23 protein-coding genes are annotated in these 23,835 nt (G+C 31.4%); 7 read left to right on the plus strand and 16 right to left on the minus strand.

Translation table 11 applies throughout. From position 1 onward, the window contains the following. Positions 1 to 164 precede the first annotated feature (164 nt). Together Q0K54_RS02200 and Q0K54_RS02205 are read left to right on the plus strand one after the other, a co-directional pair. Entirely contained in the window at positions 165 to 494 is a 330-nt protein-coding gene (locus Q0K54_RS02200) for a hypothetical protein (protein WP_294578210.1), read from the plus strand. 11 nt (positions 495 to 505) lie between these two features. Beyond that, positions 506 to 1,180: a PspA/IM30 family protein gene (locus Q0K54_RS02205; protein WP_294578211.1), complete on the plus strand. Its 675-nt coding sequence runs from the start codon at positions 506 to 508 to the stop codon at positions 1,178 to 1,180. Positions 1,181 to 1,202: 22 nt separating this feature from the next. Here Q0K54_RS02205 and Q0K54_RS02210 read toward each other — a convergent pair whose 3' ends face one another. Next, positions 1,203 to 2,051, minus strand: coding sequence for an aldo/keto reductase (locus Q0K54_RS02210; protein WP_294578212.1), 849 nt, complete (start codon positions 2,049 to 2,051; stop codon positions 1,203 to 1,205). Positions 2,052 to 2,451: 400 nt separating this feature from the next. After that, entirely contained in the window at positions 2,452 to 3,213 is a 762-nt protein-coding gene (locus Q0K54_RS02215; protein ID WP_294578213.1) for an SDR family oxidoreductase, read from the minus strand. 382 nt (positions 3,214 to 3,595) lie between these two features. Between Q0K54_RS02215 and Q0K54_RS02220 the strand changes: the two genes are divergently transcribed. Continuing rightward, positions 3,596 to 3,817 (plus strand): hypothetical protein, encoded by a 222-nt coding sequence (locus Q0K54_RS02220; protein WP_294578214.1) that lies wholly within the window; start codon positions 3,596 to 3,598, stop codon positions 3,815 to 3,817. A gap of 41 nt (positions 3,818 to 3,858) precedes the next feature. Here Q0K54_RS02220 and Q0K54_RS02225 read toward each other — a convergent pair whose 3' ends face one another. Continuing rightward, positions 3,859 to 6,270 carry a glycyl radical protein gene (locus tag Q0K54_RS02225; RefSeq protein ID WP_294578215.1) on the minus strand — a complete coding sequence of 804 codons (2,412 nt, stop codon included), beginning with the start codon at positions 6,268 to 6,270 and terminating at the stop codon, positions 3,859 to 3,861. A gap of 179 nt (positions 6,271 to 6,449) precedes the next feature. Between Q0K54_RS02225 and Q0K54_RS02230 the strand changes: the two genes are divergently transcribed. Continuing rightward, entirely contained in the window at positions 6,450 to 7,346 is an 897-nt protein-coding gene (locus tag Q0K54_RS02230) for a glycyl-radical enzyme activating protein (protein WP_294578216.1), read from the plus strand. Between the two features lie 239 nt (positions 7,347 to 7,585). On the opposite strand, the gene Q0K54_RS02235 is transcribed toward Q0K54_RS02230, so the two are convergent. The 7 genes from Q0K54_RS02235 to Q0K54_RS02265 all read right to left on the minus strand — a co-directional run bounded on the left by Q0K54_RS02235 (position 7,586) and on the right by Q0K54_RS02265 (position 14,693). Further along, positions 7,586 to 7,807 carry a hypothetical protein gene (locus Q0K54_RS02235; RefSeq protein ID WP_294578217.1) on the minus strand — a complete coding sequence of 74 codons (222 nt, stop codon included), beginning with the start codon at positions 7,805 to 7,807 and terminating at the stop codon, positions 7,586 to 7,588. A 125-nt stretch (positions 7,808 to 7,932) separates the two neighbouring features. Further along, complete coding sequence (locus tag Q0K54_RS02240) at positions 7,933 to 9,258, minus strand: PTS sugar transporter subunit IIC (protein ID WP_294578218.1); 1,326 nt, start codon at positions 9,256 to 9,258, stop codon at positions 7,933 to 7,935. A 44-nt stretch (positions 9,259 to 9,302) separates the two neighbouring features. After that, entirely contained in the window at positions 9,303 to 9,851 is a 549-nt protein-coding gene (locus Q0K54_RS02245; RefSeq protein WP_294578219.1) for an RDD family protein, read from the minus strand. A gap of 146 nt (positions 9,852 to 9,997) precedes the next feature. Continuing rightward, positions 9,998 to 11,161, minus strand: a complete 1,164-nt coding sequence (locus tag Q0K54_RS02250; protein ID WP_294578220.1) for a cyclopropane-fatty-acyl-phospholipid synthase family protein — start codon at positions 11,159 to 11,161, stop codon at positions 9,998 to 10,000. Positions 11,162 to 11,336: 175 nt separating this feature from the next. Then, positions 11,337 to 11,762 (minus strand): MarR family winged helix-turn-helix transcriptional regulator, encoded by a 426-nt coding sequence (locus Q0K54_RS02255; RefSeq protein ID WP_294578221.1) that lies wholly within the window; start codon positions 11,760 to 11,762, stop codon positions 11,337 to 11,339. A gap of 127 nt (positions 11,763 to 11,889) precedes the next feature. After that, positions 11,890 to 12,636: a DeoR/GlpR family DNA-binding transcription regulator gene (locus Q0K54_RS02260; RefSeq protein ID WP_294578222.1), complete on the minus strand. Its 747-nt coding sequence runs from the start codon at positions 12,634 to 12,636 to the stop codon at positions 11,890 to 11,892. Between the two features lie 128 nt (positions 12,637 to 12,764). Further along, positions 12,765 to 14,693, minus strand: coding sequence for an NAD(P)/FAD-dependent oxidoreductase (locus Q0K54_RS02265; protein WP_294578223.1), 1,929 nt, complete (start codon positions 14,691 to 14,693; stop codon positions 12,765 to 12,767). 129 nt (positions 14,694 to 14,822) lie between these two features. On the opposite strand from Q0K54_RS02265, the gene Q0K54_RS02270 reads away from it, so the two are divergent. The 3 genes from Q0K54_RS02270 (at position 14,823) to Q0K54_RS02280 (ending at position 17,507) form a co-directional block, all read left to right on the plus strand. Next, on the plus strand, positions 14,823 to 15,419 hold the full coding sequence (locus tag Q0K54_RS02270) for a hypothetical protein (protein ID WP_294578224.1): 597 nt from the start codon (positions 14,823 to 14,825) through the stop codon (positions 15,417 to 15,419). A 76-nt stretch (positions 15,420 to 15,495) separates the two neighbouring features. Beyond that, positions 15,496 to 16,566 carry a GTP-binding protein gene (locus Q0K54_RS02275; RefSeq protein WP_294578225.1) on the plus strand — a complete coding sequence of 357 codons (1,071 nt, stop codon included), beginning with the start codon at positions 15,496 to 15,498 and terminating at the stop codon, positions 16,564 to 16,566. Then, the gene (locus Q0K54_RS02280; protein WP_294578226.1) at positions 16,566 to 17,507 is read left to right on the plus strand and encodes a GTP-binding protein; all 942 of its coding nucleotides are present in this window, start codon (positions 16,566 to 16,568) and stop codon (positions 17,505 to 17,507) included. Before Q0K54_RS02275 ends, Q0K54_RS02280 begins: the two co-directional genes overlap by 1 nt. A 33-nt stretch (positions 17,508 to 17,540) precedes the next feature. Here Q0K54_RS02280 and Q0K54_RS02285 read toward each other — a convergent pair whose 3' ends face one another. The 6 genes from Q0K54_RS02285 to Q0K54_RS02310 all read right to left on the minus strand — a co-directional run bounded on the left by Q0K54_RS02285 (position 17,541) and on the right by Q0K54_RS02310 (position 23,822). Beyond that, on the minus strand, positions 17,541 to 18,236 hold the full coding sequence (locus Q0K54_RS02285) for a biotin--[acetyl-CoA-carboxylase] ligase (RefSeq protein ID WP_294578227.1): 696 nt from the start codon (positions 18,234 to 18,236) through the stop codon (positions 17,541 to 17,543). A gap of 87 nt (positions 18,237 to 18,323) precedes the next feature. Further along, positions 18,324 to 18,515 (minus strand): family 1 glycosylhydrolase, encoded by a 192-nt coding sequence (locus Q0K54_RS02290; protein ID WP_294578247.1) that lies wholly within the window; start codon positions 18,513 to 18,515, stop codon positions 18,324 to 18,326. A gap of 167 nt (positions 18,516 to 18,682) precedes the next feature. Further along, positions 18,683 to 19,222 (minus strand): family 1 glycosylhydrolase, encoded by a 540-nt coding sequence (locus Q0K54_RS02295; RefSeq protein ID WP_294578228.1) that lies wholly within the window; start codon positions 19,220 to 19,222, stop codon positions 18,683 to 18,685. A 115-nt stretch (positions 19,223 to 19,337) separates the two neighbouring features. After that, positions 19,338 to 20,207, minus strand: a complete 870-nt coding sequence (locus Q0K54_RS02300; RefSeq protein ID WP_294578229.1) for a DMT family transporter — start codon at positions 20,205 to 20,207, stop codon at positions 19,338 to 19,340. A 187-nt stretch (positions 20,208 to 20,394) separates the two neighbouring features. Next, positions 20,395 to 21,549, minus strand: coding sequence for a PLP-dependent aspartate aminotransferase family protein (locus tag Q0K54_RS02305; RefSeq protein WP_294578230.1), 1,155 nt, complete (start codon positions 21,547 to 21,549; stop codon positions 20,395 to 20,397). Between the two features lie 68 nt (positions 21,550 to 21,617). Further along, entirely contained in the window at positions 21,618 to 23,822 is a 2,205-nt protein-coding gene (locus Q0K54_RS02310) for a glycoside hydrolase family 3 N-terminal domain-containing protein (protein WP_294578231.1), read from the minus strand. Positions 23,823 to 23,835: the final 13 nt, after the last annotated feature.

The following is a 23,835-nucleotide window of genomic DNA, read 5'->3' on the forward strand; positions in this document are numbered from 1 at the left end:
GCCGCACACTATCGTTGCAATGTCAATATTTTTCTTTTAAAAATGATAAAAATTTTATAAAAAAGAGAGGGCATATTTGCAATATAACCATCGATTGTCATTAAAATCTTAACTTAATGACATTGGAGTTTAGATATCTTTCCGGATATGCGGTTGATACTATTATGGATAATGAAGCTTGTAATATTTTTGAAGGCTATTATTTTGAAAACTATTATAACACTTCACTTTCAACTGAACAGCTAATCTCACAGACATTTATTGATACGGCTGATTCCATCATGTCACACCCAACTAGTTTTTGGGATTTTGCAATTATTGCTGTCATTGTAATTGCAGCTGTAATCATTATCTTCATTCTTTACAAATTATATAAGACTAGAAAGAAACGAGAACAAGAAAAAGAAGAATATGTAAAAGATATTCTAGATAAACCACTAGAAACCTTTGGTGAAGACACCAGTGATCTAGAAAAAAAATATGAAAACGAATAGGAGAGAAAATTATGGGAATTATTTCAAGATTTAAAGACATCATGTCTGCAAACATCAATGCATTATTAGATAAAGCGGAAAATCCCGCTAAAATGATCGATGAATATATGCGGAAAATAACTGAAGAATTAGCTGAAGTAAAAAAAGAAACAGCTGGAATCATGGCTGAAGAAAAAAGAGCTAAACGCTTATTAGAACAAAATGATGAACAGATTACTAAATATGATAACTTAGCTCGTAAAGCTTTAACCGCTGGTAATGAAGATGATGCACGAGTATTTTTAAAGAAAAAACAATCATATGTTGATAATGGAATTGATTTACAAAAATCCTATGATATCGCTCATGATAATGCAACTAAAATGCGACAAATGCATGATAAACTAACTAATGATGTCCAAACATTACAACAACGTCGTCAAGTTATTAAAGCTAAAGTTGCAGTTGCTAAAACACAAGATCGAATTAATAAAGTTACTAGTTCAATGGATGCCGCCAGCGGTTCTATGAAGGCTTTTGAACGCATGGAAGAAAAAGCTGATCGAATGTTAGATCAAGTTAATTCAATGGCTGAATTAAATGAAAAACCAGTTGATATTGCTGATGAATTAGAAGCTAAATATAGTAATAGTGATGTTGCTGTTGATGAAGAATTAGAAAAGTTAAAGAAAGAAATGGGATTATAAAAGAAGCACGGTGGTGCTTCTTTTAATATTGATAACGATTTAAACAGATTTTTTTAACGTCTTCAGGATTACGATTGTCAAAAGTATTTCCATCTTTACGATCTAATGTCTTAATTAAATCCATCTTTTCATCTGTCAATTTAAAATCAAAAATCTGAAGATTTTCTTTTATTCGCTGTGGATTATGACTTCGAGTTAAAGTTACAATTCCACGTTGGACTAACCAGCGTAAGATGATTTGTCCCACATTTTTATGATACTTTTGTGCTAAATCAACTAAGATAGGTTCTTGAAATAAATTAGCATCACCCTGACTAAATGGTGAATGAGCTTCATGAATAATCTGATATTGATCCATAAATTCTTTAGTATCACGATGTTGAAAATATGGGTTAGTTCTAATTTGATTAATGGTTGGTTTAACATCAACATGTATAATAAAATCCATTAAACGATCAGCATACATATTACTTACACCCAGAGCTCTTACTTTATGATCATGATAGGCTTCTTCCATAGCCTGCCACATTCCATAAATATCTCCCATAGGTTCATGAATTAACAATAAATCTATATAATCCAATTGCATTCTTTGTAAAGCTGCATCAATTGCGAATTTAGCTTTTTGATAAGTAGCATCTTGTACCCACAATTTAGTTGTTATAAATAACTGATCACGAGCTACTCCAGCTTCTTTGATCGCCTGACCTACTTCAATTTCATTCATATAAATTGCGGCAGTATCAATTAATCGATAACCAGCATTAATAGCATCAATTACACATTGTTTACATTCATCTTTGCTAATTTGATATACACCAAAACCTAAAATTGGCATTTTTACTCCATTATTTAATGTTACATATTCCATCTATTAACACCCCTTTTCTAATTAAAATTTTATCCAATCTGACTATTAACCGCAATTTTGTTTACTAATTATGACCATTAGTTTTTCTTATTAATAAAATTGTTTTACTTAACTTTAATACAAATATAAAAATTGTTCTTTTTCTTTACTTTTAAGCATAAAATTATTATACTTATTGAGCTAAATCAGATCAGATAACTAATTAAAAAATTAATTAATAAATCTTAATAATTACTTTAACATATTTTTAAGATTTGTTTGTTAAGATAGATGTATAAATGGAGGGGATAAAATGAATCCTATAGTTGCTATTGTTATTATGTCTGTTATTGAAATTATTGGTATTAGTATCTTTTTACATTACCGTCATAACGATTAAAAGATTAGCCAAGCTAATCTTTTAATTTTGTTTTCTTTTTTGTTGCCATGAGGCAATTGTAATATATAAATAGTTAGGTAAATATCTTCCTAATGTCATCGCTAATTTCATTTTAAGAGTTGGAATAATGACAACTTTTCTTTTTTTCATCTGCTTTAAAGCATAGCTGGCACAATAATCAGCTGAGATTCCTTTTAAAGCAAATTTAACCTTAGCTATCTGATTAAATTCAGTATCTACGGGTCCCGGGCAAAGACAACCAATATAAACGGGACTATGCTGTTCTTTTAATTCTTTAGCTATGCCTTGAGTTAAACTAGTTACATAAGCTTTAGTTGCATAATAAGTAGCCATATGCGGTCCTGCCGGCATTAACCCAGCACAAGATGCCACGTTTAAAATATAGCCCTGATGATTCTTTTCCATTTTTTCAAGCATCAACTTCGTCAGAATATGCAATGCTTTAACATTAACATTAATCATTTTCAATTCTTGATTTAAATCAATTTGATCATAATTACCACTAATACCAAATCCAGCGTTATTAATAAATATTTCAATTTCTAGGTCTTTAATCTGATTAAATAAATCATGACATTCTGTCTCATTATTTAAATCCGCTTTAATTACTAAACAATTAGTATCCAATTGCTTTGCAAGTGTTTCTAAACGATCAACTCTTCTAGCAATTAAAACTAAATTATAATGTTGTTTAGCTAATATTTTGGCAAACTCTTTTCCAATTCCGGAACTGGCCCCAGTTATAACAGCATATTTTTTCACACTATCCCTGCTTTCTTTTTAACTGCCTTTATTTTATACTACTTTTTTCTTTTCATAAACTGTTAACTGCTTGATTTATCAATTACTACCGTTACTATAAAATCAAGGAGAGTGATTTTATGGATAATATTTATACTATAGCTGCTAAAAAAGCCCAAGAAAAATAATTAGATCTAGTAATTGCTTCTTCAAGCGGTGCTAGTGCTTTAGCATTGATTGAAGCTTGTAAACAGATTAATTATCAAAATCGAATTATCGTTGTCAGACTAGCCAGTCAAAAAGGAATCAATAAAATGTCACTGTCGTCACTGCTGGTCATGCTTTAAGTGGTGCAGAACGAGGCTTAAGCGGCCGTTTTAACGGTGTCTATCCAGTTGAAATTATGGCCCACACTTTAAGGACTTTTGGTCAGGGCACTAAAGTCTGCTTTGAATGTGCTGTTATGGCTTTAGACAATGATGCTGTTATTTATAACCAGCCAGTTGTAGCAATCGGTGGTAGCAGTCGTGGTAGCGATACGCCCATGATTATTACTCCGTCATATTCAGCAACTATCTTAGATACAAAAATTCACGAAATATTAGTCAAACCTGATTTATACTAGAAAAAGTACCGTACTATTTAAACTACGGTATTACTTTTTAATTATAAAGTTTGTTCAGTTCGTCCAATAATATCATCTTGAGTGGCTTTAGATAAAACATTGAAGAAAGCTGAATATCCAGCCACCCTAACAATCAAATCTTTATGTTTTTCTGGATGCTTTTGGGCATCGATTAAGGTTTCGCGCGAAACGACATTATATTGAACATGATATCCTTCTAGACGATTGAAGAAAGTTTTAATTAATAATTCTAATTTTTGTTTATTTTCTTCACTAGATAACATTTGTGGTGTCACTTTTTGATTCAACAATACTCCACCTGTAATTTCATGTGTTGGTAATTTAGAAACTGATTTAAAGACTGCTGTTGGTCCTTTTTTATCAAGACTATGAGCTGGCGAACATCCTTCAGCTAAAGGACTATGGGCCTTACGTCCATCTGGAGTAGCCATAGTACCATAACCTTGTCCGACATTAGCAGAAATAGATGATGTTCCTGCATAACGAATTCCCCCAATTGGTCCTCTGCCATAACGAGTATTAGGATATTTCTTCATTTCATCAATATAGCTATCATAAGCTGTTACGACTAATTGATCTACATAATCATCATCATTACCATATTTAGGAGCTTCATTAATCAGCATTTTTTGAATCTCCTGACTTTCTGGACTAGTAAAATCATCCAATAATGCATCCCATAATTGTTGCTTAGTAATTTTCTTTTCTTCAAATACTAGTTTTTTAATTGCCGCTAAACTGTCCGCCATATTGGCAATTCCAACTTGTAACCCTGAAATATAATCATAGATTGCGCCACCTTCTTTTATTGTTTTACCACGACCAATACAATCTTGGGTCAATGTTGAACATAAAATATCTGGCACTTCTCTTTCTGAAGCTAGATCAATAGCATTTTCAACAATAACGCTCATTCGTGTTAATTCTCGAACTACTTGATCCCAGGCTGCCATCAATTCATCAAAAGAATTCATTTCGGTAAAATATCCACATTCTTTGACAAAACGTTTACCCGAAGTCATGTCAATGCCATTATTCATTGCAATCAATAAAATTCTTGGGAAATTCATATAACTCATTCCCGTACAACGATAACCCCATTTACCAGGAACTGCTGTTTCGACACAACCTATTGCTGAATAATCATAAGCATCTTCTTCTTTGACTCCTTTTTCAATAAAAGAAGGAATAATAACTTCATCATTATTAAAAGCTGGCATTCCCGTTCCTAGTTTCATTACTTCAATTGCTTCATCTAAAAAAGCTGGATCAATATTTCGATGATAACGAACTGTTAAATTTGGTTGTGGTAATCTAGTTTGAGCAACTGATTTTAATACTAAAAATGATAAACGATTGACAGCGTCCTTTTTATCAGTTGTTTGACCACCAATTGTAACATTTTGATACATCGGACTACCGGCACTAGAAAACGTATGTGATTGTGAGCGTACTTTATTGATCGTTAAAGTTTTGATCCACAAATTATCCAATAATTCAACAACTTTTTCTTCATCAATAATACCATTAGTAATATCCTTATTAAAATAAGGATACATATATTGATCAAAACGTCCATATGATAATGAATGTCCATTAGATTCAATTTGCAAGATTAATTGGATAAACCAGACAGCCTGAATGGCTTCATGAAAAGATTCAGCTGGATAATATGGTACTTTTTTACAGATACGACTTATTTCTAATAATTCTTGTTTTCTAGTTTCTCCAACATCATTAGCCAAGGTTAAAGCTAAATCACTAAAGCGCTTTGCAAAATTTTTAACAGCATTAATAACGATTAAAACAGCTCGATAAAAATGATACTTATCAATATTTTCAGCGACACATAAATCTAAACTTTCTTTTAATTTCAAAACTCTTTTTTCATAACCAACTAATCCCGTTTCTAGTAACTGCTTATAATCAACAGCTAAATGAGCATCTCCGGAATTCAATTTACCTTCCATTCCAAAAAAACCAGTTTCCATAAAAACACTTACTTCTTCAGGTAATAGCGCTTCCCCTGTTGCTCTTAAATTATTGTTTTCCCAAAATGGAGCTATTTTCCGTAAAGCCTCTTTAGTTTCTTCAGTGATATAAAAAACATCACCATCACGTTTTTCAAATAAATCTAATTCATCAATAACGAATTTCATCGTATATTCAGGAAAAATAGGAGCATCACGATTAGAAGCTGCTTGGTTCCCAACGATTAAAGTTTCATCTTCAATATAAATTGGCATTTTTTCTAAAATATTTTGCAACATTAAAGCTCGTTTAATTACAATTGGCTGATTTTGATATTTTTGATAAGCTTCAGTAGCTAAGATAGCTCTGGTAGCATCAATATATGGTTTTTTATCTAAAACTGCTTCTCTAAAATCATTCATACGTGGTGTTAAGTCACCAAAATGTTCAACGTTTTTCATTTGTTACCTCCATAATTTCATTTGAAACTTATTACAACTTATTAACTGCTTATATAATAGCATTAATTATTATTTAGTCAAGTAAATATTTCAAAAATAACTATTTTTTCTTTCATTTGAAATTATTTGTTTACTTTCATTCGTAATCATGTTAATATCATAGATAAGGAAGTGAAAATATGTGCCAGGGAATAATTTTTAATCTCCAAAAATTTAGTATTCATGATGGACCAGGAATTCGGACAACGATCTTTTTTAAGGGCTGTCCTTTAAGATGTCAATGGTGTTCTAATCCTGAATCGCAACTAGAAAAAGTTCAAATTTTATGTGATTACCAAAAATGTCTTCATTGCTTAAACTGTCTGAATAACTGTCCTAAGCAGGCAATTAGCTTAAGCAACGATCAAATTGTTATCGACGATCAAAAATGTGTTGGTTGTTTAAAATGTGTTGCTAGCTGTAATAGTGAAGCCTTAAGCTATGAAGGTAGAGTAAGTGAAATCGACACCATCGTTGAAGAATGTTTACAAGACATAGATTTTTATTTAGAATCTAATGGTGGTATTACTATTTCTGGTGGTGAAGCGATGATGCAGCCCCAGTTTTTAAAACAACTAGTCTTAACTTTAAAAAAGCATCAGTTGCATGTAGCAATTGAGACTACCGGTTATGCAAACCCAAAAATCTTTAGCGAATTAGCACCGTTATTTGATTTACTTTTATTTGATGTTAAACATGTAGATGATCATAAACACCGATGTAAAACCGGGGTTTCCAATGAACAAATCAAAGCCAATTTAAAATGGGCTGTTGAAAATAATCTTAATGTGCTACCAAGAATTCCCGTTATTCCTGATTTCAATGAAACACTTGATGACGCTAAAGAGATAGCTACATATCTACAATCAATTAATTTAAATAAATGCCAATTATTACCTTTTCATCAATTTGGTGAAAAAAAATATCAATTGTTGAACCGTCAATATGACTACCAGCAAATACCAGCTTTACATCCTGAAGATCTCAAGGAATATCAGCAAATATTTATTGACCAAGGAATTGATTGCTTCTTTTAAAAACCCAAAAGAAACATATGTCGATTGATAAATTCAGCACCGATGAATAGTGAAACAAGCCAAAAACAAGATTGATATACATGACATTATCATCTTTTTGATAAATCAATCATAATTGGACATACCCTTAGCCTTCTTTCTATTGAAAATGAACACTTAAATTGTAAAGCTTTGTCCTTTTTTTAAGTAAAAAGAAAGGATCTTATCGATCCTCCATTTAAATTATAAAGCCAGTTATTCTAAGCCTGGCTTTTTTTATGATGCTTTTTATGATCTTCTAGCCATTGTTTTTGAAGCTTTTCTAGGATTGTTTTTAATTGTCCTTGTTCATCTTCAGATAAAGTTGATAAAATACTTGCCTCATCTTTACCATGTTCTTGCATCTTTTCACTTTTGTGTTCAGCTACCTGTCCACAGATTGAAAGTAACTTAACTAATTCATTTTTACTTACTGATTTCATCTATTTCACCATCCTAAAAAAAAAGAGTTGTGCTGTCACGATTGGACTTACGTGATAACACAACTCATCTTAACTATTTAAATTATAACTAGCTATAAGCTGATTCGTCAAGAATAATTATTTAATTAATTACCTTGTTCCAATAAATATTCTTTATCAATCGCTTTAATAAATGGCAAATAAATGAAGACTCCTAAAATAATCAATAAGATCTGTAAAATTGATCCTTGCCATCCACTAGCTAAAAAGCCAGAAATAATAGGTGGTGTCGTCCATGGTAAAATAACCCCATTGGTTATAGGTACTAAACCTATTAACATTACAACATAACTAATAATAATATTAATTAGTGGTGTCAATATAAATGGAATTGCCAATGTCGGATTTAAAACAATTGGTAAACCAAAAATAACTGGTTCGTTAATTCCAAAAATACCTGGCAAGATTGCTAATTTACCTAATTGTTTAATTCGTTTTGACTTACAGAAGAAAAACATTGCAATCAACAAAGATAAAGTCGATCCACCACCGCCAAAAGTCGCAAATAAATCTTGGAACTGTTGATTGATAATATGTGTTGGTGCTTGACCAGCAGCTACAGCTACTTGGTTTTCACTAGATAATACTAATAAAATAGGATTGAAGACCGCACCGGTAACATTAGTACCATGAATACCAAATAACCATAATACGTGAGCGATAAGATACACTAATAACATAGCCCCTAGTGAATCACCAATATTTTGTAATGGTGTTTGTAAGATCGTATAAACAAAAGTAAATGGATCATTCCATGGTGTTAAAACAAATAGAATTCTAATCACCAAAAAGAAAATTACTACTAGCGCAATTGGAATCAAATCCGAAAATGATTGACTGACTGTTGGTGGTACCCCATCTGGCATTTTAATTGTCCAACCTTTATCGCTAATGTATTTATATAATAAAATAGAAATAAAAGCACAGATAATTCCAATGAAAATACCACGGGCTCCAACCCAATCAAGCGGAATACTAGAAACAGAAAATGGTACACTTCCTTCAGGCAATAAAGCAACAATACTGTCATCTGGTGTAAAAGATGTGGTAAATGGCATTAATACAAACCAGGTAACGATTGCTGTGATTCCCCCAGAAGCTGGATTAATTCCTTCTTGTTTAGCAAAATTCATTCCAATTCCATAAACAATAAAAACTGCCATGATTGAAACCGTTACTGTTGATGGAATCGAAAGCAATGTAGCAAGTGACTGACCGTTAAGTGTAGTATTCGCTAACCAATCAGTCCAAGCTGTAATTGGAAAATTAGTAATCAAAGTAAAAAATGATCCAACAATTAATAATGGCATAGCTAGAGTCATTCCATCACGTAATGCAACGAGATATTTGTTTTGTCCTATCACACTAGCTATCGGCATTAATTTGTCTTCAAATTTGTCCATTAAGCTCATGACATAAACCCCCTTTTTATTATCCACCAAAGATAAATCAATCGTTATTGTAGATATTCAATTTTTGTTGCCCCGATAAAATCATGTAAAGCACGTCCTTTAAAAACCACCAGTAAACAAGAAATAAAAGTAATTAGATATCCAAAAATCATCACAGGATCAGAAGTAAAAATATCAGTCGTTAAGATTAAATCTAAAAACTGTCTTAATGTAGTCGTTAGAGAAAAGACAACTCCCTCAAAAATCGTGATTCCAATAATTTGTCTTAAAAAAAGATTTTTAAAAGAGATTTCCTGAGTATCGTTTTGAATAATTTTCATCTTCAGTATTCGTTTCCCAAGTGTTTGCCCAGGCCATAATCTCAAAGGAATAATAAAAAAATAAAATATTCCAAATATAACCCCGAAAATTCCAGATAGCAATGCTACTATAATATTATTTTCGCCAATTACTAATAAATTTGTTTGCATTTGTGTTTGATTAAAGACACAACCATAAATTAGAACAATTGGTAAATTAATCATCAAACCCCCGATATACCAATCAATTCCATAAGCAATAAAGCGTCTTATGATTATCTTTATTTGACTCATCAACAAAAATCACCCCTTTTATCCTTGGCATGTAAAATATCTTAATACTAAAAAAGTTATCTGTCAATAATATTTTATCATATCAATCATTTTTTATTACAGATATAAAAAAATAGTATCACATTGATACTATTTCTTACTCTTAATTAATACCATCTGACCATTGGCAAATCATTATTGATTCCTTTAGTAAATAATATTTGATGTAAGTCAATAATTCCATTATGGAAAGTTGCAGCACAAGCAGCTAAATACAAATCCCACATTCTTACAAACTTTTCATCAAACATTTCGCGAACTTCATCGATATGTTCATGATAATTATTTAGCCAGCAAAGCAAGGTCTTATTATAATGCAAGCGCAGATTTTCAACATCAATAGTATGGAAATTATCTTCAGCCGCACATGATAACATCTCACGTAAACTAGGAATTACCCCTCCTGGAAAAATATATTTTTTAATCCAAGGATCTCCAGAATATTCCTTTAAACCACTAATATAATGCAACAAGAAGACACCACCAGGTTTTAATACTTCATTGACACAATCAATAAACAATTGATAATTTTCACGTCCAACATGTTCAACCATACCAACACTGACAACTCGATCAAATGTTTGTTTTGTTTTTGGTAAATCCCGGTAATCCATTAATTCAACATCCAATAGATCTTGTAAATTTTCTTGTTCAATTCGTCTTTTAAATTCTCGATATTGTTCCTCGCTTAATGTAATTCCCAATCCATGAATTTTATATTTTTTTGCAGCTTCAATTAATAAAAATCCCCAGCCACAACCAATATCAAGTAAACTCATTCCTTCTTTTAGATATAATTTTTCTAGAATATAATCTACTTTATTAACTTGCGCCTGATATAAACTATCATCAGGATTTTTAAAATAACCGCATGAATAACTCATAGTTTCATCAAGCCATAATTTATAAAAATCATTACCGATATCATAATGACTTTGAACCTCTTTCTTTTGGTTCTTTTTTCCAGTTGAAGGATGAATTAATTTTTTTAAAGCCGATTCATCTTTAGAAAATTTACCCATCTGCCCTAAAAAATGATCCAAAGCATAATATAAATCACCTTCAACTTCAATATCTCCATTCATATAAGCTTCACCTAAAGCCAAAGAAGTACTCGTCATCAATGAAGACAATGGAATGTTCTTCTTAATTCGAACGGTAAATTCTGGATTTCCTTCTCCGATAAGATATTCTTTATCTTCAAATTTCACACAAAATGGATGTTCATCAAACTTCTTCAAAAAAGATATCATAACATTTTCTTCTAACATTTTTTGCACCTCTTTCTACTTATTTTATAAATAATTAATCACTATCATATTATTATCATTTTTTAAATAAATACCTGTTTTTTATTTATCACCTCTTATCACCATAATAACATATTATCAATAACATGTTATTGATATATTGTAATTAAAAGCTTGCCAAAAGGCAAGCCTTAAATTATATTAAATTGTTACAAACTTTTTCCAATAATTCCTTAAATACAATAACTTCTTCCTCAGACATATTTTGCAACATTTGTCGTTCAAAATTAGCCATATTATACTTAGCTTCATTACAGCATTGAATACCAAATTGATTAATTCTTACGCGTTTAATCCGTTTATCATTAGGATCGGTAAATCCTTCTAACATCTTCTTTTTTTCTAAACGTAATACTAAACCAGCAACATTCGGCTGCGAGACTTGTAAGAGCTGTTCTAATTTTTTTAATGATAATTCATTATTTGGTGCTTCAGTCAACAGCATCAAAGCACTTAATTGTGATAAAGTCAAATTATGTTTTCGCAAAGCATTATCAATATTTCGAGAAAGTGCTAAATGTATCTGGCGAATCATCATGCCACATGGACTTTCGGGCCACATACAAATCATCTCCTTTGTCTCAAGTATAACATTGCTATTTTTTTAGTACAATAAGCTGGAATTAAATTATTTATTAAATATTTAAAATGATGATTATTTTAAAAAAAGTTTAAGATTTATTAAAATCCTAAACTTTAACGACATTAATATTCTTCTCTTGTAAATATGTTTCAAATTTTGAACTAATATCTCCATCAGTAATTACGGTACTAACCTGGCTAAGAGATACCAAATTGATTAATCCTTGTTGTCCAAACTTACGAGAATCAGTTAAAATAATTACCTGATTAGCTTGTTTGACCATATCCCGTACTGTTTCTCCACGCATATAATCACTACCTGTAAAACCAGTTTTTTCATTAAAACCATCTACTCCTATAAATAGCTTATCAACATAAAAAGTTTCTAAACAAGCTTTGGTCATTGGTCCAACATTTACTTGAGATTCCATTTGATATTCACCACCAAGTAAAATGATCTTTACACCACCATTTTTACGGACAAAATCAGCAATAAATGTTGAATTGGTAATAATGGTCACATTCTTTTTTTGTTTAGCAATTTCTAAGGCTAATAAAGCACAACAAGAACCAGATTCTATCATAATTGTTTCATTGTCTTCTACCATTTGGCATGCCCAAAGAGCAATCTTTTGCTTACTGTCATAACGATAAGCTAATCGATTATTAATATCATCATTTTCGTTTAACTTGGCATAGCCATGTTCACGAATTAAAATTCCAGTACTTTCTAATTGATCTAAATCTTTTCTAATGGTTACCTGTGAAACTCCTAATAACTGGGATAGTTTACTAACTTCCACTTTTTTATCTTTCGTTAGTAAGTCTAATATTTTTGTATGTCTTTCATTCATAGCTATCACTCTTTCCATCAAAAGAATATCATAATCCTTTATTAAAAGCAATTTTATGTCATTAAAAAAAGTTGCCAATACTATTAGCAACTTTTTTCGAAACATTTCACAATAAATCATAAATATTATTAAATTTGTCTTGCAGCTACAAATCCTTCATGGATTGCATCATAAATTTGCCGAACTTTAGTACAGTCTCCTACTCTAAATACCTCAACATCTAAATTATCTTCAATTTGATCAGCTAAACTATTTTGTGGTAAAAAGCCAGCTGCAATAACAACATCATCAACTACTATTTCAGTCTCATTGCCCCAACGATCAGTCAAAATCGCTTTATCATCTTCTAGAGCAATTAATCTTTTTCCAGTCATAACTTTAATATCTGTTTGTTGAATTGCCATCATATACGCCTGATTTGATGATGACATATTAGCTAAAAATTGATCAGCCATTTCCACAACAGTGACTTCTTTACCAGCTTGATTTAATTCCAAAGCCGTTTCCGCACCAGTAATACCGCCACCGATTACAGCTACTTTATTGCCAGTTACTTTTACACTACCATTTAAATAATCATTAGCATAAATTACTTGATCGGGTTTATTACCGCTAATTTTTAATTTTCTAGTCTTACCACCAACAGCAACTATCACTGCATCGTAATTTCCACTAGCGATTTTATCAAAATCTGCCTGTTCTTTAATCACTTTAATATGGGGGTTATTTTCAATATGATTTTGATAATATCTAATTAATCTTCGGATATTAGCTTTATTATCAGGTACAGCTGCTTCAATCATCATACCACCAATATCTCGCTTTTCATAAATAGTAACTTCATGTCCTCGCTTTGCCAGTGTTAAAGCTGCTTCACATCCAGCAGGTCCAGCTCCAATAATCGCAACATTTTTCTTAGTCTCGGCTGGAGTAATTTTAGGACATTCATATTTATATAACGTCGGATTCACTGTACAATGAATTGGAGTATGGGATAATAATCCCCGATCTAAACACCCAATCAAACAATTAATACATGGTTTAATATCTTCGCTGCGTCCTTCCTTAGCTTTTTTAGCCCAGGCTGGATCAGCTAATTGACTACGACCTAAAGCTACAAAATCACCACAACCTTCAGCAATTAAACTTTCAGCTTCTTCTGGAGTAAAAATATTATGTCCAATAAATACAGGTATATTAACAGCATCCTTTATCATTTTTGTTTGTTTAGCATTAAATGCATTAGGCAATAAAAATTCCCTTGCTGCTGTCGCATGAGTTCCACCCATTATATTTAAATGTGATACTCCTTCTTTTTCTAAAGCTTTAGCGACTTCAATCGTTTCTTCAATTCTAATTCCTTCAGGCTCCCAGTCTTCACTACTTAATTTAACACCGATTGGAAAATCTGGACCACATTTTTTCTTCATATCACGCACAATTTCTATTAAAAGACGCATCCGATTATGTAAAGAACCTCCATACATATCATTACGCTTATTATCATGAGGTGATAAAAAGTTAGTCGGAATACAACCAGCTGCACCATGAAGCTCAACAATTTCAAAACCAGCTTTTTTACAGCGTAAAGCTGCATCACCAAATTTACTTACAAGATCATGGATTTCATCAATCGTCAATTCCCGTGGTAATTTAGCTCCCGCCTCATACCAGGGTTCAAAAGTGATGTTACTGGCACCAATTACATCTTCGCTACCAACAAATCCTGCATCACGACCTGGATGAGCCAATTGCATTCCTGGTATCGCCCCATGCTGTTTTACTGCCTCAGCCAACAATGTTAATCCCGCTATAAATTCATCTGAGTCGGCTCTTAATCCACATGATGTCATTGGTACTGGAACCGCATTATCCATAAAAATAAGACCAGCACCACCTTCAGCAGCTTCGGCATATGCTTTAATCTGACGATCAGTTACAGTACCATCAGGATTCCCTAAATATGTTCCCATTGAATTACGGACAATTCGGTTTTTAATTATAACATTTCCAATTTTACCTTTTTGAAATAAATTAGGATAATATTTATTTCTCATAGTTTATTCCCCTTTCTACTTTTTTCATTTATAATATTAGTACTGAGTATTTTTACAAACAAGCAACAGTAATTTCTAAATAGTTGCATATGCAACTATTTACACCAATTTATCGCTTAAGGAGTCACTATGAAACAAGATTTAAGAATAACTAAGACCAAAACAAATATTGAAAACAAATTTATAGAACTACTAAAAAACAATTCATTTGATGATATTACTATTAAATTACTTATTAGCGAATGTAAAATTAATCGCTCTACTTTTTATCGTAACTATGAAGATAAGTATGATTTACTTTATAAAATAATCGAAAAACAACTTGGCCAATTTGAAAAAATAATTAATCCTCACTTTATTATTAACAACAGTCATAAATCAATTGACTTTAAACCATATTTTTTACCATTATTAGACTATTTTGAAAAAAACAAAAATGAATTATTAATTTTAAATCACAATAAATTACCAATCAATATTTTCCACGAAATGTTTATTATTTATAGTAATTATCTAATTCATGAAATAGTTAGTTATTATCATATTACTAATAATCAAAAAATTAAACTTATAACCTATTATTGTCAAATAATCACTTCCAATATCCTAACTGCAATTAAGTGGTGGCATTTGGAAAGTCCAGAAACTAGTAAAAAAGAAATTTTATCAATGATTACTATTACCATTGTCAATGGTATTTATCCAACTCTTCAAACACTTTATTAAACTACAAAAAAATTATCATATTTGAATGATTAATTTCTTAATGCTATAATAGACGCGAATAGGAGATGAAATATTAATGACAAAAGTAGATATTATATCTGGTTTTTTAGGGGCTGGGAAAACAACCTTTATCAAAAAATTAATCAATGAAGTATATCAAGGACAACAAATTGTTTTAATTGAAAATGAATTTGGTGAAATTGGTATTGACGGAACTTTTATGAACAATGCCGGGATTGAAGTTACTGAAATCAACTCTGGATGTATTTGTTGCAGCCTAGTTGGTGATTTTGAAGCTTCATTAAAAGAAGTTTTAGATACTTATCATCCTGATCGAATTATTATCGAACCTTCAGGTGTTGGTAAATTATCCGACGTAATCAAAGCGGTTGGTGATGTTCATAGTGATGAATTAGAACTTGATAACTATATTGCTGTTATTGATGCTAAAAAATGTCGTTTATATACGAAAAACTTTGGTGAATTCTTCAATAATCAAATCGAATATGCATCATTAATTATCTTAAGCCGTAGCCAAGATATTACTGAAATGCAATTAGATGAATGTATTAAAATCATTAAAGAACATAACGATAAAGCTAATATTATTACAACGCCATGGGATAAATTAACTAAAGACACTTTACTTCATGCTTTCAGTAATAGTGATAATTTACGTGATGAACTATTAGCTGAACTTGATATTTGTCCTGAATGTGGTCATCACCATCATCATGACCACGAACATCATCATCACGATCATGAACATGAATGTTCTTGTGAACATCATCATCACGACCATGAACATGATCACGATCACGAATGTACTTGTGGCCATCATCATGATCATCACCATCATCATGCTGATGAAGTATTTACTAGCTGGGGAAAACAGACACCTAAAAAATATTCTAAAGAACAGCTAGAAGCAATCTTAAAAGACCTTAGTGAAAGTAAAGAATATGGAAATATTTTAAGAGCTAAAGGTTATGTTGATAGTGATAATGACAAGTGGTGGTATTTTGATTTAGTTCCTGGAGAATATGAAATTAGAACTGGTGATGCCGATTTTACTGGTAGAATTTGTGTTATTGGTGAAAAACTAGACGAAGCAAAATTAGAAACATTATTTGAAGGAGAAGCCTAATGAGCACTCGAGTTTATATTTTTGCGGGATTTTTAGATAGTGGAAAAACCACATTTATTAATGACACTTTAAGTAATCCTGATTTTTATCTAGGTGAAGATACTTTACTGGTCAGTTTTGAAGAAGGTGAAGTCCCATATGACATGCAAGTTTTAAAACGAGCAGCAACAACTTTAGTTACATTAGATCATGAAAATTATACTGCTAAAGATTTAGATGATTTAGTAACTAAGTACCAACCAACTCAAATTTTAGTTGAAGCTAATGGGATGATGGATTTAAATGCTTTTGTTAAGGAAATCGTTCCTGAAAGCTGGAATGTTGTGCAGGTTTTGACTACTTTTGATACAACAACTTTTTCAATGTATGTAAATAACATGCGTTCTTTAGTTTATGGCCAAGTGGTATTTAGTGATTTAGTCATCTTTAATCGCTATGATCGTAATGTCAAAAAATCAAGTTTACGCAATAATATCAAAGCAATTAATTCTAATGCTCAGATTATCTATGAATTACCTGATGGTACTATTGATACATTAAATACTGATGAAGAAATGCCTTTTGATATTTCTAAAGATCGAATTGAAGTTCTTGATCATGATTTTGGTATTTTCTGTATGGATATTATGGATCATCCTAAAAAATATGAAGGAAAGACGATTAAGATCAAAGGAAAATTCATTGGACTTGATCGGGTTTTAGATAATGGCTTTGTCTTAGGTAGACAAGCAATGGTGTGCTGCGAACAGGATACATCATTAATAGGACTTATTTGTATTAGTCCATTAGCGAAAAAACTGATTCCTGATGAATGGGTCAGTGTCGAAGGAAAAATTCAGGTTGAATATGATCCTGAATATCAAATGGACGTTCCTGTTTTACCAGTTGATAATCTTGAAGTAGTAAAACCGCTGGAAAATCCTTATGTAACTTTTGATTAAACAAAAAAGGCTTTGGAAAAATCCCAAAGTCTTTTATTTACTGTGAAGCGATATTTCGTTTACTAAAACATTATGTCTTTGATTATGATTATCAATAAAATCAACAGTACCATCTTCATTCAATTTCAAAAAGGTTACTAAACCATAATCTTGAAAATTAACTTTTTTGTCTTTTAAATAGGCAATATCATTAGCATAATCCAATATCTTATCATAACATCCCTGCTGATAAAGATTATAATAGATCTTAAAATAAGTTAACATCGTAATCATTAGCGGATAAATCGAATAATCCTGTCCAGTTTTCATCTTCATTGAGGCAAAACTGCCACCAATAGAATTAACATTCAGGCCAATTCCAACTACAATTCCTTTTAAATCTGGCTGAAAAACAGCTTCAACTAAAATCCCACAGATTTTCAAATCATCTACATAGACATCATTAGGCCATTTTATCTTTGCTTTAATATCAAAACGTTCTAATAAACCTACAACACTGCAGGCAGCGATTTGGGTCATTTTTTGCAAATCTTGAGGATTTTTAAAATCTTTAACTAAAATACTCATTAATAAATCCTTACCGGCCTCACTTTGCCAAACATGACCATTTCTTCCTTTACCATTAGTTTGATAATTGCAACGAACCACACTTAAGTTGGTTAATTTATCCATATTTCTTTTAACATATTCATTTGTAGAATCAATTGTATCTAATTGAATATAACTCATAATACCACCCCATTGCTACTTTTTATTATAATACAACCAAGGTGATTAAACAAATAATTCACAAAAAATAACTAATAATTTTTTATTTTATCCATCAAGATTTTCTCCATTAGAAGCAATTACTTTTTGATACCAATAAAACGACTTTTTCGGATATCTTTTAAAGCTACCTTGTAACTTGTCATCAATATCGACATAGATATAACCATATCTTTCTTTCATCTCGCCAGAGCTGGCACTAACTAAATCAATGCAGCCCCATGATGTATAAATCAACACTGTCAATTAAAATATCGTCTTTCATTGCTTGAATATGGTCTTTTAAATATTTAATTCGATAATCATCTGCAAACTTGACCATCTACTAATTTATCGGTTGCTCCTAAGCCATTTTCAACAATAAACAATGGTTTTTGATAACAATCATATAAATAATTTAAAGTAATTCAGTGTCCTAGAGAATCAATTTGCCATCCCCACTTGCTTGATGATAAATAAGGATTTTCAATTGAGGCAAAGATATTTCTTTTAGCACCGCCATTAGCATTTTCATCACTTGAAGCTACCATGCTGCTATAATAAGAAAAAGACACAAAATCTACAGTTCCATCTTTTAAAATTTGTTTACCATCTTGCACAAATTCAATTTTAACACCTAAATGTTCCAATTCCTTTAAAGCATAAGATGGATAACAGCCTCTAACTTGGATATCTGTAAAATAATAATTTTCGCGATCCTTAGTAATTGCTTCCATCACATCTTCTAGGCGACATGAATATGGATAAGCATTTCCAGTGGCTAACATACAGCTAACAAAATTATCAGGATCGATATCATGCGCCATCTTTACTGCTAAAGCACTAACCAGTAGTTCATGATGAGTAGCCTGATAACAGATTTGATTACGAGCTTCTCCTTCATGAATTGTAATTCCGGCGGCCATATATGGCATATGTAAGATCATATTAATTTCATTATCACCCAATATTTAACTTTACCTTTGAAACGAGTAAATAATACTCGACGTAAATTTAAATAAAATACCCAATTGGAATTGAACTTCTTATTAAACCAAGAAATTCCATTTCCTTTTGGGTATTTTAATCTTTAATAACCATTCGTTTTCTTTGATAAATATAACTGGCGACAGCAGCTAGAATAATAATCATATATCCAACAACACTGAAAACATCTGGAATTTGATTCAAGAAAACAAAACCTAAGATAGCTGCAAATAAAATTTGACTATAATCATAAATAGAAATATCGCGTCCTGGAGCTTGATTATACGCCGCCGTAATTGAAAATTGACCACCTGCTGCCATGAATCCAGCCAAGATTAATATTAGTGTCTGTTGTAAGGTCATTGGCTGATAATTGAAAATCAAATATGGAACTACAACTAGACAAGAAAAACATGAAAAGAAAAAGACGATCTTTGGTCCTGACACTCCTTGTTTTCCTAATTGTCTAACACAAGTATAAGCTACTCCAGCGCCTAAAGCTCCTAAAACACCAATCAATGAATTAACATTATTAATAAAATTAACAGATGGTTTAATAACAAATAAAGTCCCAATAAAAGCAATAATTATGGATATTTTCTGCATCGAATTGGCCTTTTCTTTTAAAAAGATAGCTGAACAGATAATTACAAAAAACGGTGATAATTTATTTAACATCGAAGCATCACTTACCAGTAAATGATCGACAGCATAAAAATTGCACAATATGCCCACTGTTCCAAAAAACGAGCGTAATAATAACATTGGTAAATCTTTTTGCTGATATTTAAATCCCTGTTTGTTTTTAATTAAAATTCCAAAAGCAAAGATGGCCGCAATTAAGTTTCTAAAAAAACTCTTTTGAATTGATGGTAAATCACCAGCCATCCTAACAAAAACATTCATAGCTGCAAAAAAGAATGCCGCTAAAATAATATATATCATTCCCTTTTTAGTATTATTCATAAATTCCTCCAATAGTTGCCATTATAATGAAATGCCATAATGAGTCAAACAATATGCTTGTTTCATTATTATAACTTAAAGCTATTTTTCACTATAAAAATTTCTATCAAATTCTATCATTTACGCAATATTATTAATATTAAATAGACATAAAAAAGTAGAAATAGAATTTTCTACTTCTACTAATTTATTGATAAGCTTTATTTAAAGCTGAAACAAAATCATCAATTAATAACTGACTATCTTCTAACCCTAAATAAACTCGCAACTGACCAACAGCTAGCCCGCGCTGTTTTAATTCTTCAAGATTATTTCCTTTATATACTGGCATAATCAAACTTTCAAAACCACCCCAACTATAAGCCAGGGTAAAGTGCTTTAATGAATCAACAAATTTTTCAATTATCACTGGTGTCGCCTCTTTTAAAACAACGCCAAATAAACTACCATATCCATTTAAATAACGACTTGCCAAATCTCGATCATTAATATATGGATGATATAATTTTTCAATTTTAGGATGTGTTTTTAACATATCTAACATCTTAATAATTGTTTCATTTTGTGATTTTAAACGTACTGGTAAAGTTCTTAATCCTCTAATTGCCAGCCAGGCATTAATTGGAGTCATAGTTGCACCTAGTAAAATCGTTGCAAAATCATCAATTTTTTGCATTAAACTTTCATTAGTAATCACCACACCGCCAACAATATCACTATGACCACCAATATATTTAGAGCAAGAATGGATTACAACATCAATACCATGATTTAACGGATTTTGCAATAATGGCGTTGCCCAAGTATTATCGATTACTGTATAGATTTCTTTTTCTTTAGCAACTCTGGCAATCAACTCTAAATCCAGCATTGCAAACTTTTGTGATGAAGGACTCTCAAAATAAATCATTTTAGTATTTTCTTGAATATAATCAAAGATTTCTTTTGTTTCATTGACATCAATTTTTGTTGATTCCACTCCAAATTTAGATAATTGCTGAATCAACTTAACACTAGAACCATATACAGTGTTAACAATAATAATATGGTCGTTTTGTTTAATTAAACTTAAAACAGTTCCCGAAATTGCTCCCATTCCTGAAGCAAATGCTCGAGCTTGTTGACCACCTTCCAATCTAGCCAGTTTATCTTCTAAAATTTTAATTGTTGGATTATCGCCACGTGTATAAGTGTATGCAAACTCGCTATTAGCATTAACATCTACATAATGTTGAAAATTTTTAAACTTAAAATTAGAAGTCTGTACTATTTCTGGTGCTATTGGATAATATTCAAAACTATTATCATCAATTTCTAAACAAATATTCTCATTTTCTTTCATTGCCATGATCCTTTCATATCTATTACCATTATTTTAACAAATAATTACTATTTTAAAATATTAAAAACTTATTTTTCTATGGTAAGGAGATATTCTTGATAATTTTGGCTATCTTGTCCTAGACAAATCATCACTTTCCCGGCTTCAACTGTAAAATTCATGAATTCATCCCAAATAGCAAAATCTTCATATGTTAGCTTTATTTGAACATTTACCTTTGCTAATTTAGGAACAAATACTTTTTTAAATCCTTTTAATTCCAAGATTCGAACTACTATCGATGCATTTAGATGTTTTAAATACACTTGGATGACATCACTACCATCGATATTGCTTAAATTACAGATATCTAGTGAGATTTCTAATCCATCTTTTTTTAATTTGGAAATACTAATTGTTTTAGGAATAGATATGTTTTGGTAGACAAAATCACTATAACTTAATCCATAGCCAAATGGTAAAAGTGGTCCTGGCTTCAAATCAACATAGTCTTTTTGAGCCCCATTATATTTATGATTATAATAACAAGGTAAGGCCCCTACATGCCGCGGCAACGAAACTGATAAATGGCCACTAGGATTGTAATCTCCAAATAACACATCACTAATCCCATCACCACCACGAGCTCCAGGATAAAAACTGGCAATAACCGCTTTAGAATATTTCAATACTTGATCTATTACGTGAGGTCGTCCTTGGATTAAAACAGTAACAATATTAGAATTAACTTTACTAACTTCTTGCAACAATTGATTTTGATAACCCTCTAATTCTAGAGAAGCTAGATCAATATTTTCACCACAATTCATCTCATTATATTCTTGAATTTTCAAAGCTCCATTATTTTCAAAATCATTTTGATATAATCGCGTACTATTACCACCTAAGACCATAACAACTACATCGGCTTCTTTAGCTATTTTTAGTGTTTGATCTAAATCTTCAAATTGTTTAAGCCTTGTAGTACACCCAAGTGCAAACATCGGTGGTGTTTTAGTCTTTTTAGCAATTCCCTGTAAAACAGTGACAATATCGTCAGCTTCTTGATAAGCGGTATAATCGCCTAATTGGTTTAAATAATTATGAGCATTAGGACCAATAACTGCAATTTTTTTATCAGTTGCAATTGGTAGAATCCGATTCTCGTTTTTTAATAGTACTTGACATTCTCTAGCACATTCAAGTAATAAATCATCACTTTCAGGTAAAGGGATATTTTTTGATGGTTTAAATAAACCAAGTTTTTCTTTTAATTTTAAAACTCTAATAACCGCCTGATCCAATTCCTTCTCTTGCAAATATCCAGATTTAATAGCATCATCTAATTTTAAATACACTTGATCCCAGAGACTTAAGTCAACACCGGCTTTTAATGCTTTACTTCCCATTAATAAAGGATTATCATTCATTAATAAAAGACGATCTAAAGCACAGCCATCTGCCATCACAATTCCATTAAAACCATATTCTTTTCTTAAAATATCATTTAACAGGTACTGATTTATATGACAAGGAATTCCATCAATTTCATTGTAAGCTGCCATTACAGCACTGGCATTAGCCATAACAGCCGCTTTTACAGGTGGTAAATGAATTTCTCTTAGCTCCCGCATTCCAATATTAGCAGCATCAGAATTATGTCCTCCAACTCCAGCACCTTGACCGCATAAATGCTTAACAACTATCCCAACACTGTGATTATCTTTTTGAAATCCGGTAACCCCCGCTTTTACCATCTGACTAGTTAAATAAGGATCTTCACTAAAGCATTCTTCACTACGTCCCCAGCGGGGATCTCTTAGCACATCAAATCCAGTAAATAAAGCAAGATTACCACCTTTAGCTGCTAATTCCTGACTGACATTTTGACTCACCTGTTCCATTAACTCTATGTTCCAGGTCATTCCCATAGCTAATTGTGTTGGAAACACCGCACTTTTTAAAGCCATATGGCCATGAACACATTCTTCACTAATTAATGCGGGAATATTAAAGCGTGAATGTTTTTTGATGTAATCTTGGATCATTGTAATTACTTTTTTACTATCTTCGCGACTGATTCCATTATTTTTATCAATCTGTGACCAGGCATCAGCGCGCATAATACCATAAATTGCTCCAACGCCACCGAATTCTTTAACATGTTTTTTAAATGTCTCAGTCAATTCATAATGATCAGCTACTTTTTCAAAACATTGCCAGCCATATAAATGCTGATTTAACTGGCCAACTTTTTCTTTTAATGTCATTTGTTTTACAATTTCTTCTACCATATCTATCTTCCTA

The sequence above is a fragment of the uncultured Thomasclavelia sp. genome (assembly GCF_944324745.1).
Classification (GTDB): domain Bacteria; phylum Bacillota_I; class Bacilli_A; order Erysipelotrichales; family Coprobacillaceae; genus Thomasclavelia.